Here is a 12,719-nt window from a genome sequence, read left to right on the forward strand (position 1 = left end):
CATCGTCCGGGGGTACGGCACCCATCGCCGGGCGTTCCTGCGCTGGTTGGAGCACGCAGATCAGCCAGTTCCGGAACGCTACGATGCGCTCGTCGAAACTGGAGCCGAAACCGACGGAAGATTCCGAACCGGCGTCACCCGGACGTGGGGGCAACTCGTGCTCTCCGTCTCGCTTTCCGAAGAGGGCGATGAATACGAACGCCGGTACGAGGCTCGCCACGTAGACGACCACGAGGCCGTCGGGGGCCGAGTGGCGGACGATGCCGGTGCCGACACCACGACCGACGCAGACCTCGCGACCTACGATGACCCGACCGCGATACGTGACCTGTCGCGGTTCACAGACGATGGCACGTACAGGCCGCTGAAGAGTGCGCCGACGTTGCCATCCGGCTGGTCGTTCGAGACGCAGGATGGCGACGACCTCTATCGGATGGTCGAGTACGTCTACCCGGCGACGGTCGCCAACTGGCATCGAGAGCGCGAAAGCCACCTCGACGTGACACATTTCGACGAGACGGCAGCACGCCAGACCGGCATCTACGCCGAGGTCGAGGAACTCGACCGAGAGGTGCTCGAATACGCTACTGAAGCCTGTTGTGTGGATTCGCAGTGTTGCAAGCGCCGCGAGTGGGACGCGACCGAGGACGACGAACTCGACGTTCCGCGCGGCGATGGCGTATTCCCATGCCGAGAACCGTGTTCGCTGTTCGTCTCGGCGTGCCGTGAGTTTCTGAAAGTCGAACAGAGGGATGAATCGAAGCGCGGAGACGCCGTCACCGACGGGCGAACCGTCCGTGATGGCGAGGTGAGTGACCCCGCGAACCGCTATCGATCGCGGTACCGTCGGGCGAAGCGACTCGCAGACGAGCGGTGATTCGATGCACACTGGAACAGTCTATCTGGTTGGCGCAGGGCCGGGCGATCCGGAACTGCTGACGGTAAAGGCACGCAAATTACTGGACGAGGCGGACGCTGTCCTTCACGACAGGCTGGCCGACGACCGAATCGTCGGCTCCTGCTCGGAGACGGCCGAGGTCATCTCGGTCGGCAAGCGTCCCGGCCCGAACGGAGAGCGCACCACGCAGGAGGAGATCAATCGCCTGCTGGTTCGCAAAGCACGGGAAGGCAAGGACGTAGTTCGTCTGAAAGGCGGTGACCCGACGGTGTTCGGTCGCGGCGGCGAGGAAGCAGAGCACCTCGCCGCCGCGGGCATCGACTTCGAGGTCGTCCCCGGAATCACGAGTGCGGTCGCCGGGCCAGCAGTCGCCGGTATCCCGGTCACGCACCGCGAGCACGCGTCCAGCGTCACCGTCGTCACGGGTCACGAAGACCCGACGAAAGCGGAGAGTGCGCTCGACTGGGACGCGCTGGCCGCGAACGTGCGAGCAGGCGGGACGCTCGTGATACTGATGGGAGTCGGCCGACTTCCCGACAACGTCGCTGCCTTGCGAGCAGGCGGTGTTCCCGAGGAGATGCCGGTCGCCATGGTCGAAAAAGCGACCCGAGATGCGGAGTTCACCGTCACGGGAACACTCGATACCATCGTCGAGCGCCGGGACGAAGTCGGCATCGAACCGCCCGCCGTGACAGTCATCGGTGACGTGGTAGCCGTCCGTGACCGTGTCGCCGAGTTCCTGCAAGGCGCGCCATCGGTGGGCCTCTCTCCTGCGACGGAAACGGCAGTCTCCGACAGGGGGGTCGAATGATGTCGCTTCGAGAGCTGATGTCGCAGGTCGGTTCCGGGCCGAAATCGGCCGAGGACATGAGCTACGAACAGGCCTACGAGGCGTTCGCACGCGTCCTTGCGAGCGATGCCGACCCCACGACACTCGGCGGATTTTGGGTGGCGAACCGTTGGAAACGCAACACGCCCGAGGAACTGGCGGGATTCCTCGACGCGATGCGCGACAGTTCGGTCGCGGTGGCTCGCCCCGATGCCGATCCGGTCGATTGCGGTGCGAACTACGACGGCAAGGACGAGACGGCACTTCTCGGCGTGGCAGCGGGGGTCGTGGCGGCCGCTTCGGGAACGCCCGTCGTCGTCCACAGCGGTGACCGTGTACCGGTTTCGGAGGGCTGTGCCTATCGCCACGTACTGGCCGAACTCGGTGTCGAAACCGATCTCGACCCGGAAGCGAGCGCTGAGATGGTCGATTCGGTCGGCTTCGGCTTCTACGACCAGTCGCGGTTCAATCCGAACGTCGATGCCCTTCGCGACCGCCGAACTGCGGTCGGCGTCAGAACGTTCGTGAACACGATCGAGACGCTAGCGAATCCCGGCGACGCAGGTGTTCATCTCGGAAGCTTCTATCACCTCTCGTTTGCGAAACGTATCGTCGATACCTTGCGAGAGAGTCGAACGTCGAACGTCGGGCGAGCCATCCTGTTCCAGGGATTGGAGGGTTACGACGACATCCGACCGGGGTACACCAAGGTCGCCGAATGGAACGAGGAGTCGGGTGAACTGGACGATTACGAGATCGAGACGGCGAACTACGGGATGGATTTCGAGCGCGACGATCTGGAAGTCGGTGACGTAGCCACCGATTCCGCAAAGATCACGGAATCCGTACTGTCCGGCGAGCGCGAGGGAGGCTTCGCCGACGCAGTCGCGCTCAACGCCGCGTTCCGGATCTACGCCGGCGGTGACGCCGAGTCACTCGATGAAGGGCTTCTGATCGCTCGGAAGACCATCGTTGACGGAGGCGCAGCCGAAACACTCGACGCACTGCGGGGGTTCGAACCGTGACGAACACCCCACCGATTTCGGAGAAGCCGTACAAGATCGTCTTCGAAGGAGCACGCTGTTTCGGCGCTGGCAAATGTGCCGAGGTCGCCGCCAACTGGGAGATGGATTTCTCGACCGGCCTCGGAACACCGAAGGAGTACTTTTTCTCTGACGACGAACTCCCCGAGAACGTCCGTGCTGCGGAGGTCTGCCCCGCGAAGAAGGACGCTGGCGTCATCCACGTTATCGACCGCCGGACGGGGGAGGAGATCGCACCGAACCCAGGTGGTGACGGAACGCTCAGTATCGAGTGATGGTTGCGGAAGCCTCAGTCTCGGATAGGTGAATGGTCGAGAGCGTCTTCCATCGCGGCGTTCGCTTCCTTTCGGCCATCGTCTCCGGCCGCAAGCGCGTTCCAGACGGCGTCCGACTCGACGACTGCTCGAATCGCTTTGCGTCGATCTTCGGCTGATACTTCTTCGCTTTTCAACTCTTCTCGGACGTCGGCTGTCAGGTCTGCCATCGCGTCCGCGCCATCGAGAAGCGGTTCGATTCGCTGTCGCAGGTACTTGCTCAGGGCGGGGCTTCGGCCACCGGTTGCGACTGCGGTGACGACGCCTCCGTCTCGAATCGTCGCCGGGACGACGACGCTCCCGGCCTCGCGGTCGCCGTGTTGGTCGGCACGGTTGACCAGTATACTTCGCTCTCGTGCTTCGGTTTCGATAGCGTCGTTGAGTGTGCTATCGTCGGTCGCGGCGACGACGAGTGCGGGGGCGGCGCGGTCGAACCACGCCGAAACGTCGTCCGGGTGGAGGTGTACTTCGACCGCGTCGAACGGGAATGTGACGTTTCGGTCGGCGAACTCCCGACCGATGACGACGACTTCCGCCTCCCGCGCGAAGTAGCGAGCCTTCCGGAGACCGACACGTCCTCCACCGAATACCAGCACCGTCTCGCCGGAGAGATCGTGGAACAGGGGAAGCATTCGAGTAGAAAGTGAGGGTCAGATTGCTTGAATAACGCGGTCTGTGAGGATCGTAGAGTACGATGCGAATCAGAGTCCGAGAATCTCCCGTGCCTGTGCGGGTGACGCGACCTCACGGCCCAGTTCATCTGCGACACGCACGACGCGCGCGACGAGCTGGGCACTACTCTCGGCGAGTTCACCCCGGCGGTAGTAGACGTTATCTTCCAACCCTACTCGGACGTGCCCGCCGAACAGGATACCCATCGTTGCGAACGGTAGCTGGTGCTTTCCAAATCCGAGCGTGTTGAACAGCGCGCCATCGGGCAGGTCGTCGATGGCGTTCAGGAAATTCTTTGGGTGCGGTCGGGTGAGCGTACCCGGCCCGAAGATGAGGGTCGCGTACACAGGGTCGTCTAAGTTGCGGCGTTCCAGGAGGCCGTACACCTCGTTCCGATGGCCGTCGTTGAACATCTCCAGTTCCGGTTTGATACCGCGCTCTACCATCTCGTCGTAGAGTCCGTCGACCATCGATCGCGTGTTCTCGCTCGTCAGATGGTCGTATCGGTTCAGCGGTCCCATGTCGAGCGACGCCATCTCCGGCGTGGGGTCGGTTCGAAGCGGGAGATGACGGTCTTCGATTGGGGCGGCCGTCCCGCCCGTCGAGTGCTGGATGATGACGTCGTCCGCGTGTGTTCTGACGGCGTCGTCTATCGCCTGAAATCGCTCGGTTGCAAACGATCGTTCGCCGTTCGGCTCGCGGGCGTGCAGATGAACGATGGCGGCACCTGCTTCCTCTACTGCGGCGGCGGCACGCCCGATCTCCTTCGGCGTCTCCGGCATGTTCGGGTTGGCTTCTTTCCCGTGGACGCCGCCGGTCAGCGCCGCCGTGACGATGACCGGCTCTCCTGCCAGATACGTCTCGTAGCTCATCCGTCGTCATCCTCGACGTTCGGTGCGGCCCGGTCGTTCGCTGTTGTGTGATCTTTTGTCGTGTCGTGGTCGCGGTATATCTCGCAGTGGCGGTCGTGGTTCAAATCGTACCGATCGTTGCAGATGTCCGCCCGCATCGGCTGGACGAACTCATCGATGACGGTACAGAAGGCCCGTGGCTCGTCGAACGTCGTTTCGGTACCTTCGTCGCTGTATTCGAGATACGGACACACCATGCTATGTTCGATGGTGACAATCGGCATAACGATTGGCTAACACGCTCGTCAGGTGGTAACCCACGAGTCATTCGAATCCATCTGACCCGTGTGGGTCGGTGGTTACGCCATTCGTACTTATCTTGTTGGAAATCGTAGCGTATGGTCAAACTTCACTCACGGCGTATCCCAGAGGGGGTGACGGGACGAGTCAGATAGTATTCGTGAACCAGGGAGTGACCCGGAGAGCAGATTTCGATCGCAGGGGGAATCATGGACGGGACATCTGAACCGAGAGCAGATAGGGGGAAAGGTAACTGGGAGCTGGTCGGCGGAAAGAGGGAGCTGGTCGAGCCATGAGCTTTCTCGAAATCCTTCCACTGGCGTTCGTGATGGTCGCGGGGCCGCAGATACTCAGTGCCATCTTCCTGGCCACGAGCGAGAACTGGCGACGGAACTCCACTGCATTCGTCTTCGGCGCGGCACTCTCGATCTCACTCGTCGTTTTACTCGCGTACGTCTTCAGCGACGGCGCGACCGACCAAGGGGCTTCGAAGGGCCTCCTCGACATCATCATCCTCGTTCTGCTCCTCGTCGCCATGGTGAATACCTACCGGACGAGAGAGGAATCGGAGCCGCCAGAGTGGATGGGAAAGCTTGAGAAAGCGACCCCCCGGTTCTCGTTCAGGCTCGGCTTTCTCCTGTTGGGATTCTTCCCGACCGACATCCTCACTTCCGTCTCCGTCGGCTCTTACCTCGCGGCTCGGGGGTTCCCGTGGACGGACTCCCTTCCATTCATCCTCGTCACGCTCCTGTTTCTCGCACTGCCGTCACTCACCCTCCTCGCGTTCGGTGACCGAGCGGAAGCCTTCCTGCCGAAGGCTCGCGACTGGATGAATACGAACTCGTGGATCGTCAACGAGATCGTTCTCCTGTTCTTCGTCGTCATCGTCATCAGTTGAATCATCGGCTGAATCATCCACTTTCGTTTGGTTTCCGTCGCTCATCACCGTCGTTCGTCGCAGAACAATGGGCGCTGCAGGATTTGAACCAAAGGAAGAGAACCTGAAAACAAGTTTCAGAACCTCTTCCACGACTCGCGCTCACATCCGTTCGCGCTCACCCGCGACAACTGCGTGGGCCAAGCGGCCACCGACACCACGTGGAGCTAAGGGCCGGCCGAAACAGCAGCGGAAGATAACCCGTCGCCACGGGACTGGCCGTCGGCATCATCCACTCCTCAGTTCGCGTAGCTGGCGGCGATGAGAGTCGGAGAACGGAGTGTCTGGCAAGAAGATACTAAATTTCAGAAATAACAGCCAAACTGTATGCTGGCCAAAAATATCCTCAAGAAGAAAAAGTATTTTTAAATTGCCAAAAACATTGATACAGGTTCACACACAACCCTCATTGCATGGACATACCAAATCGAGACGACGAAGAAACAGCATCGGAGATTCCTTCCGATGCTGATAAACTACCGGAGATTTCACAAGAGATACTGGGGTTGGACTACGTTTTCCAATCGGTCGCAAAGGCGCGGCGGCGGTATCTGCTCTATACTCTGCAATCCGGGACTGAGTGGTCCGTGACCGAGCTTGCAACCAAAGTCGCGGCGTGGGAGATGGACACGTCCGAGGCCGACGTGCCACAAGAGGACATCGACCGGATGTATGCATCTCTCTACCACGCACATATCCCAAAGCTGGTCAATGAGCGGGTCATCGAGTTCGACAGGGAGCGCGAGACGATTCAGCCCGGCGAATACGCTGAGCAGGTCTTGGTCGCATTGGCCGGAGCCGGTGCCAGCCTTGATATGAGACAAGAAGCCCACGCCCGGAGTGAAATGGATGACGAAGAGTACTGACGAGGAGAGTGACATCAACGCTGACGTGGATGGTGGGTGGCATCTCGTGCAGCAAGCACACTACGACCGCGCTGGACGAGACGACCTGACGACGACGATTATTGCGGCGGTCGCCGACGTCGAAGGGGTGTCGCCAACGGACATCACCGAGCCGGTCCTGTACGACTGTGTCGATATCGCTGCGCTGGAAGATGCCCTCTTTGGGCCGGATGTAGCGGGCCACAGTAGGGACGCTGTCGGGAGTGTTGAGTTCCAGTTTGGTGAGTATCGTATCGAACTCAAAAGCGATGGCTGGATTGCGGTGTACGAACCCACGGACTGAGCGAGCTTCGTGCTGCGAGAGAGACGAAAAGCAACGACGCAAACGGCAAGCGAGCGGTCATCGCCGAGCACTACAACCGGTGGACGGAGCGTGAAAAGATGAAGCAACGACGCGGGTTCCTCGATGAGGTGTAGTTTTCCAGCGCCTTACTCGTCGGCAGGATTCTCGTCTGCCGCGTACGGAGTTCGTGTAACAGCCATAGTCCCGTTATCTTGTTCCATTCGTGCCGCGAACGCCACGACTTCGTCGAGTTTAGTCCCCCAGTAATAGTGGATGGCTTTCTCCTGCGAGTCATACTCAATAACGCCGACCGCAGCCAACTTCGGGAGATGTTTGTGGCGCAGTTCGGTTGTGACTCGCTTCTTGCCGAGGGAGGCCGCCGTATCAACCCGATGGATGAGATGGGTAACGAGTTCATCGACGGTCACCGTATGCGCCATGGTATCGGCGAAGTAATACAGCAGGTGACGCCGCCACTTATCGGCCAAGAGGTCGAAATACGTATCCAGTGAGAATGAGGGTGTGTGCCCAGTGGAAGCTGCTCTCCCGGTAGGTACGGTCATGAAGTATTCGCCTCGCTCAGCCGATGTGGGTGCCGGTTCGTGCAGTGCACTAAATCGTGTCCTTTGAATAGCATATGATACCAACCCGCATGTTCGATTGATTCATCATCATATATCTGTATTTTGCTCGTTTCATGATACAAGAGAACCCACATGAAGCACCGATTGGCTTTCCGTTTCAGCTACATCGACTGACTCATGCTCTGTGAGTATGCCTTCGTCGAATCGTCGCGCGATGATAGTTTTCCACCGACAGGAAAAATATGCTCTCGAACGGAGACTCATCCACTGATAACCAGTAGTTCAGAGCCGCTACAGTGAGAACCCAGAAGGGCAAATCGTTATGTGTTCGACCACGCTACTCTATGCCATGGGTGACGAGAGTAACGGGGATGACACACCGAACTCCGTGTCGTCTACACGATCGAGTGGGCACGCCAGAGCCAACGCGTCCACATAGTCATCGTGCTGGCTTGCCGGAGCACTGTAGCGGACGTTCCCCGCTTGCGTGACCTCGTACTCGAACGCCTGGCGTCCACGCTGGAGCACTGAGATTGTCGGCAGCAACAGTACCCACTATGAAGAACAGCAACGGTGCGAAAAACACGAACGGGGGTGGACTCGAACCACCGGGACCACTTCGGATGAAATGGCCGCTATCGACACTGTACAACCTACCGTACGCCGATGGTGCTTCTACCAACAAGCAACCCGTTCTCGTCCCGGAAATCCCCGTGAGGCGAGTTGTCTGGTCGTGCCAGGGACGATGCGACACGACCAGACGGACCACATGGCGGTTTGACAGGCGTTGGTTCGCTCACTGTGCTCGAACGGTGCAGGGATAGGCCAGCGGGTTTCCTGCCACGCTCGCAGTTGTTCCAATGGCTGCGTTGAGTATTGTTATACGGTGCCTACTCGAAAAATAACTGGAAAAGAAAACACCACAAACCGCACGCAGAGAGACACCGACTGGAATCGCCGTGACCGAAAACGTGACTGAAGACGACCCATTGCGAGGCTATCTGCGGCAACACTCGTCGGTGACGCCCGGAATGGTACTTCTTCGAACAATAGCCCCGTTCTGACTAAGCGGGGAGTCGTGCCGGGTGGCGATGGTACGCCACCCCAGCTGGCAATCCAGGAGTATCCACCGCCAGCCGGACAGAGGGCGATTCTGCCCTGCTGACGGTAAGTAGAACGGACACACGCGACGCAAACCGTTGTTTATCGGAGCATCGTACGTTGGCGCTTGGTGGGTGCTTCGGTACGACGCTCCGGTTGCACCGATGGTTGCGCCATGTATTGTTATACGGCGCCTGAACATGATACAAATGCGGTGATTCACAGTGAATGATGCCTTTGCCACGGCACCGAAATTATGGCTGATGTGAGATACCCGCCGCCGAAAATCCGCTTGCAATCCGTTTGGGCCAAACTGAGAATCGTGTGGTATGGTCGTGCCGAGTATCAGGACACGACTGGACTTGTGAGTATGATGATCGCCATGACGTTAGTTGACTGTCCTTGAGCGTCGCGAGGGATATGACACGGCGACCATAGGGACGGCCAAGGGCGCTCCCCTGACCACGTTGTTATCACTATTCTGAGTGTTCTATGTTTGCTGCGAACGCCACAGCGTCTTCAAGCGTCTTTCCACCGTGATACCGAACGGTTTCATCCTGCCGGTCATAGTCAATGACGCCGGCCGCAGCCAGCTTCAGGAGGTGTTTGTGGTGCAATTCGAGTTTGACCCACGTCGTATCGTCAGGGGTCGCCGAAGTGTCCTCCTGAATGAGATGGCTGACGAGCTCATCGGTGGTCGCTGTGACCGACGAAATTTCGGCGAGGTAGCACAGCAGGTGGCGACGCCATCGGTCGGCCAAGAGTTCGAAGCACGTGTCGAGTGACAGTGATGGTGCATCCCCAGTAGACGACCCCGTGCCAGTAAATCGGGTCATGGGGGATTCCTCTCGTTCAATCGGTGAAGGTGTCGTTTCGTGGATTGTCGTGGTGAGCGCCCTCTGATTGCCATTTGTTACCATCCTTAATATTAATGGTTCAGTCCCTATTTTATCAGAATATTGGGCGTTATCTGACACATTGGCTGCAAAACGAAGCACTGGGCGTACTGATGTCCCATCCCTATCGGCAAATGGGGGTGATGAGTCGGGTTTCAGTTTTGGCGGGTTCGGTTCCCCTACATCCGATTATCGCTGAATAGCGTTTGCGGTGGGACTCAATAATTCGTTTCGCGATGGTTCCGACGATTACTCAGAGTGAACGGCGCTAACGGTCGGGACGCTTGAAGACCTTGATGATGGTGCGGTGTGGTTTCCAACGACGCTCAGCACAGCCACCGACGCTCGTAACCCCGAGGCTGACCCTGCATATCAAAACCTGACCGAGAAGGGGACGTTCGACTTAGCAGACCATATCCCCGTATCGCCCGAGGAGGCTGAGTTCTACGACCCGGCAAAGGACGACGACCAAAAACACGATGACAACGCATGAGACAGCCGCAACTATCGGAGATAGCATCGTGCTCGGTGGTACGGATAGAACGCGAAGGTGGCGGAGTGTCACACCAGCGAGGACGTGTTGTAACCCTCAAGTGGTGATAGGTTTCTGCGGCCGTGCTGAATACAGGGCGCGTATTCAGCACGCTGGTTATGACCGTTCCGGTAAATTAGTGGTGCGTATCGAGCAGTATCCTCTGCGTCTTCCTATTTTCCTAATCACACAGTAGCAGAGTCACGTCAGTAGTTCGGCGGTAATCCACAATATCGCAAGGAGGGGTCGTGGGCTACACAAGAATACACCATCGTGGATAATGTTCCTCCAGAAGGACCTCACCAGCCAGTACCAGCACCTTTTTAAATTGGTGCTTTTCATTGAAGTCTGGCATGGCACGCGAGACGGACAACGATAAGCCGTTACTCAACCGACGCTCGTATCTCAAAACAGCCGGCGCGGTAACGGCGGCGATTACGACAGCCGGACTTACCACCGTTTCCGGTATACAAACAGATACAACCAACGACCGGTCGTCCGTGATTACGAATGGTACTCCCATTGAGCAGATAACATGGGAGGTTGACCGAACGTGGCGGGACGTCTTCCCAGAAGCATTCGGGCTGGCCGAGACGCCCGCCCTCTCACTGTATCGGTGGCAGATGGACGCCCAACCATTCCGAAGTGCCAGCGAAGGCACTGGCAACATGATTGGCAAACACCTGCTCACTGGGACGGACATCGGCCAAACCATCGAGGGAGGGACGATGACTATCGCAAACCGGACGGGGCGGTTCGAAGCAATCGGGTATGAACCGCGCTGCCACCCCATTGCGCCGTTCTTCAGTGGTATGCTCCGCGTTGAGGAATACAGTGGGACGCCTGGAACATCCGGGGAGGCATCGAACGCTGGCATTGGACTCATCAAGGACGACACCAACTATCTCTGGGTGGGGAGTAACGTCGCCGCGAACCAGATGCAGTTGTTCGAGAAGCTGACCGACAGTAACGGGGCAACGCATACGAATACGGTGCCGTTCGATACGGACTACGCGCTCCCGTCAGCGCCATTCGATTTATACGTCATCTTCCAAGGTGATTGTGTCTCCTGTTTGGCCCGCGAAGACGGCGATAATAAAGATTGGAAGTATTACGGCGACGCCCACATTGGAAACGCCGGGGTGGCTCGGACGCTGTACGACATATTCGACAAACCAACGTGGGAGCAGTTCAACCCGTATATCCACACGGCGTGCGGTGGTAACAACAGTATCACGCTTAGTGATTTTGAGCTATTCTACTCGTACCAACTCGGTGTCCGTGGCCCGTTCCCGGTCACCTACAAGAACGGTGCGCCACTCATCAAAAATGGCAAACTCTACTGCGCACTCACACCGGGCTCGATCAAGCACCGTGGATTCCAGACGATTGCAACCATTGATTTGGAAACGTTCGAAATTGAGATGCAGTCCGTGCTCTTTGCAGAAGCGAAGACTGGCTACCTCTCGAATTATGTCGCTTCACACGTTATCTATGACGATTCGAACGATACGTTCACGGTCATGTGGAGTGGATTCGGAAACGGCCCGAACGACCCGAAACAAGATGATGGGTTCCAGCGGATATGGGTAACGCACACAGAAAAAAACGTCCTTGATGGGACCCACCTCTTAGAAGCAGTGGACTCGAACTTGCCACGGAATCCGGCAGTGGGGAACGGAGGCTACCACGACTTCAACGGTATCTACGACGAGCAAGCTGGGAAATGGCGTGCAGTGTATAACTCTGGCGGGATTGATGAGGTGTCGATTGCCGAGACCACTGACGAGTCACTGACGGGTGGGTGGACAGTATTGGACTCGCATCAAGACCCGGAGAATCAAATTGAGGGTGGTCGCATCGTGAGGGTCAACGGTGAGTACAAGGTCTTGTATGCCGACCCCACGGTGTCTGGACAGATGGTGAGTTGTGAGTACCCGACGGTCTCGACAAACCGGACAGGCTTCGACTTGGACGTGGACACGAACGATGAGGCACCGCATCCGTCGGTCGTTCCGGTCCGGTCTGGTGGCGAAACGACATACAAGCTCATTACGATGGACGAGACGAAAATCTACGACAAAGCAGAGACGTCGCACGGCTCGTTGTGGATGTACGAGGCGGTCGAACAAGCTGACGGATACGAGTTCCCAGAGCGCACGGCGTCAACGTTTGAGGACTAATGCCACTTCACAACTACCCTCTGGATTTCCAGAGTACAGAGTAAGCAATCCGGTCGCATCTGAAGGCCGGCTGAGAGTTCAAGAGCCGCGGAGTCATTGACGACCGGCTTACCATGCCGCTTGACAATAAAGGAGCTAACATCGACGTGCAGGGACGAAGGTAAATAGGCACAAGAAATTGCTCAATTCACGCTCTCTATTCAGCATGCCAGTTCTATCAATCGGTGAGGATTTTCAACAGACCCACCAGCGTGGCTATCCGTGGGTGATGAAAAGCACTGGTCGAATAGTGGAATGGCTGGTGGTGACGATACGTTTATGCGGCCATCTCACGTTTAGCTCTCTGCAAATCGAGGGCGGCACCGATGGCAACCCGTAGCAGGTTCAAATC

14 protein-coding genes are annotated in these 12,719 nt (G+C 58.1%); 9 read left to right on the top strand and 5 right to left on the bottom strand.

What is annotated here, in order from left to right; all coding sequences use genetic code 11:
* The first annotated feature begins 1 nt into the window (after position 1).
* From ACR3FE_RS06540 to ACR3FE_RS06555, 4 genes are read left to right on the top strand one after another with little or no spacing between them, the layout of a single operon-like run.
* Entirely contained in the window at positions 2 to 877 is an 876-nt protein-coding gene (locus tag ACR3FE_RS06540) for a DR2241 family protein (RefSeq protein WP_458206729.1), read from the top strand.
* 4 nt (positions 878 to 881) lie between these two features.
* Positions 882 to 1,709 (top strand): uroporphyrinogen-III C-methyltransferase, encoded by an 828-nt coding sequence (gene cobA / locus ACR3FE_RS06545; RefSeq protein WP_458206277.1) that lies wholly within the window; start codon positions 882 to 884, stop codon positions 1,707 to 1,709.
* Positions 1,709 to 2,752, top strand: coding sequence for an anthranilate phosphoribosyltransferase (locus ACR3FE_RS06550; protein WP_458206278.1), 1,044 nt, complete (start codon positions 1,709 to 1,711; stop codon positions 2,750 to 2,752). The genes cobA and ACR3FE_RS06550 overlap by 1 nt, the downstream gene beginning before the upstream one ends.
* A complete protein-coding gene (locus tag ACR3FE_RS06555) occupies positions 2,749 to 3,045 on the top strand; it encodes a ferredoxin (RefSeq protein WP_458206279.1) in 297 nt (98 codons plus the stop codon). The genes ACR3FE_RS06550 and ACR3FE_RS06555 overlap by 4 nt, the downstream gene beginning before the upstream one ends.
* Before the next feature lie 14 nt (positions 3,046 to 3,059).
* Here the strand turns inward: ACR3FE_RS06555 and ACR3FE_RS06560 are convergent, their stop codons facing one another.
* The 3 genes from ACR3FE_RS06560 to ACR3FE_RS06570 form a co-directional block, all read right to left on the bottom strand.
* Positions 3,060 to 3,716: a precorrin-2 dehydrogenase/sirohydrochlorin ferrochelatase family protein gene (locus tag ACR3FE_RS06560; protein ID WP_458206280.1), complete on the bottom strand. Its 657-nt coding sequence runs from the start codon at positions 3,714 to 3,716 to the stop codon at positions 3,060 to 3,062.
* Between the two features lie 69 nt (positions 3,717 to 3,785).
* On the bottom strand, positions 3,786 to 4,628 hold the full coding sequence (locus ACR3FE_RS06565) for a beta-keto acid cleavage family enzyme (protein ID WP_458206281.1): 843 nt from the start codon (positions 4,626 to 4,628) through the stop codon (positions 3,786 to 3,788).
* Positions 4,625 to 4,864: a hypothetical protein gene (locus ACR3FE_RS06570; protein WP_458206282.1), complete on the bottom strand. Its 240-nt coding sequence runs from the start codon at positions 4,862 to 4,864 to the stop codon at positions 4,625 to 4,627. Before ACR3FE_RS06570 ends, ACR3FE_RS06565 begins: the two co-directional genes overlap by 4 nt.
* A gap of 335 nt (positions 4,865 to 5,199) precedes the next feature.
* On the opposite strand from ACR3FE_RS06570, the gene ACR3FE_RS06575 reads away from it, so the two are divergent.
* The 3 genes from ACR3FE_RS06575 to ACR3FE_RS06585 all read left to right on the top strand — a co-directional run bounded on the left by ACR3FE_RS06575 (position 5,200) and on the right by ACR3FE_RS06585 (position 7,032).
* Positions 5,200 to 5,805 carry a GAP family protein gene (locus tag ACR3FE_RS06575; RefSeq protein ID WP_458206283.1) on the top strand — a complete coding sequence of 202 codons (606 nt, stop codon included), beginning with the start codon at positions 5,200 to 5,202 and terminating at the stop codon, positions 5,803 to 5,805.
* A 452-nt stretch (positions 5,806 to 6,257) separates the two neighbouring features.
* Positions 6,258 to 6,710, top strand: coding sequence for a DUF7344 domain-containing protein (locus ACR3FE_RS06580; protein ID WP_458206284.1), 453 nt, complete (start codon positions 6,258 to 6,260; stop codon positions 6,708 to 6,710).
* Entirely contained in the window at positions 6,694 to 7,032 is a 339-nt protein-coding gene (locus ACR3FE_RS06585) for a HalOD1 output domain-containing protein (protein WP_458206285.1), read from the top strand. Before ACR3FE_RS06580 ends, ACR3FE_RS06585 begins: the two co-directional genes overlap by 17 nt.
* Before the next feature lie 146 nt (positions 7,033 to 7,178).
* Here the strand turns inward: ACR3FE_RS06585 and ACR3FE_RS06590 are convergent, their stop codons facing one another.
* Together ACR3FE_RS06590 and ACR3FE_RS06595 are read right to left on the bottom strand one after the other, a co-directional pair.
* Positions 7,179 to 7,595, bottom strand: coding sequence for a DUF7344 domain-containing protein (locus tag ACR3FE_RS06590; RefSeq protein WP_458206286.1), 417 nt, complete (start codon positions 7,593 to 7,595; stop codon positions 7,179 to 7,181).
* A gap of 1,598 nt (positions 7,596 to 9,193) precedes the next feature.
* Positions 9,194 to 9,553, bottom strand: coding sequence for a DUF7344 domain-containing protein (locus ACR3FE_RS06595; protein ID WP_458206287.1), 360 nt, complete (start codon positions 9,551 to 9,553; stop codon positions 9,194 to 9,196).
* A 367-nt stretch (positions 9,554 to 9,920) separates the two neighbouring features.
* Between ACR3FE_RS06595 and ACR3FE_RS06600 the strand changes: the two genes are divergently transcribed.
* A complete protein-coding gene (locus tag ACR3FE_RS06600) occupies positions 9,921 to 10,106 on the top strand; it encodes a hypothetical protein (protein ID WP_458206288.1) in 186 nt (61 codons plus the stop codon).
* Positions 10,107 to 10,498: 392 nt separating this feature from the next.
* On the top strand, positions 10,499 to 12,328 hold the full coding sequence (locus tag ACR3FE_RS06605) for a twin-arginine translocation signal domain-containing protein (protein WP_458206289.1): 1,830 nt from the start codon (positions 10,499 to 10,501) through the stop codon (positions 12,326 to 12,328).
* The last annotated feature ends 391 nt before the right edge of the window (positions 12,329 to 12,719 follow it).

Source organism: Haladaptatus rarus (genome assembly GCF_054177585.1).

What these genes read in the sequence shown, in the direction of transcription:
- ACR3FE_RS06580 (WP_458206284.1), top strand. Translation starts at nt 6,258, where the DNA reads ATGGACATACCAAATCGAGACGACGAAGAAACAGCATCGGAGATTCCT.
- ACR3FE_RS06585 (WP_458206285.1), top strand. Translation starts at nt 6,694, where the DNA reads ATGACGAAGAGTACTGACGAGGAGAGTGACATCAACGCTGACGTGGAT.
- ACR3FE_RS06565 (WP_458206281.1), bottom strand. Translation starts at nt 4,628, where the DNA reads ATGAGCTACGAGACGTATCTGGCAGGAGAGCCGGTCATCGTCACGGCG.
- ACR3FE_RS06560 (WP_458206280.1), bottom strand. Translation starts at nt 3,716, where the DNA reads ATGCTTCCCCTGTTCCACGATCTCTCCGGCGAGACGGTGCTGGTATTC.
- cobA (WP_458206277.1), top strand. Translation starts at nt 882, where the DNA reads ATGCACACTGGAACAGTCTATCTGGTTGGCGCAGGGCCGGGCGATCCG.
- ACR3FE_RS06575 (WP_458206283.1), top strand. Translation starts at nt 5,200, where the DNA reads ATGAGCTTTCTCGAAATCCTTCCACTGGCGTTCGTGATGGTCGCGGGG.
- ACR3FE_RS06590 (WP_458206286.1), bottom strand. Translation starts at nt 7,595, where the DNA reads ATGACCGTACCTACCGGGAGAGCAGCTTCCACTGGGCACACACCCTCA.
- ACR3FE_RS06550 (WP_458206278.1), top strand. Translation starts at nt 1,709, where the DNA reads ATGTCGCTTCGAGAGCTGATGTCGCAGGTCGGTTCCGGGCCGAAATCG.
- ACR3FE_RS06595 (WP_458206287.1), bottom strand. Translation starts at nt 9,553, where the DNA reads ATGACCCGATTTACTGGCACGGGGTCGTCTACTGGGGATGCACCATCA.
- ACR3FE_RS06570 (WP_458206282.1), bottom strand. Translation starts at nt 4,864, where the DNA reads ATGGTGTGTCCGTATCTCGAATACAGCGACGAAGGTACCGAAACGACG.
- ACR3FE_RS06605 (WP_458206289.1), top strand. Translation starts at nt 10,499, where the DNA reads ATGGCACGCGAGACGGACAACGATAAGCCGTTACTCAACCGACGCTCG.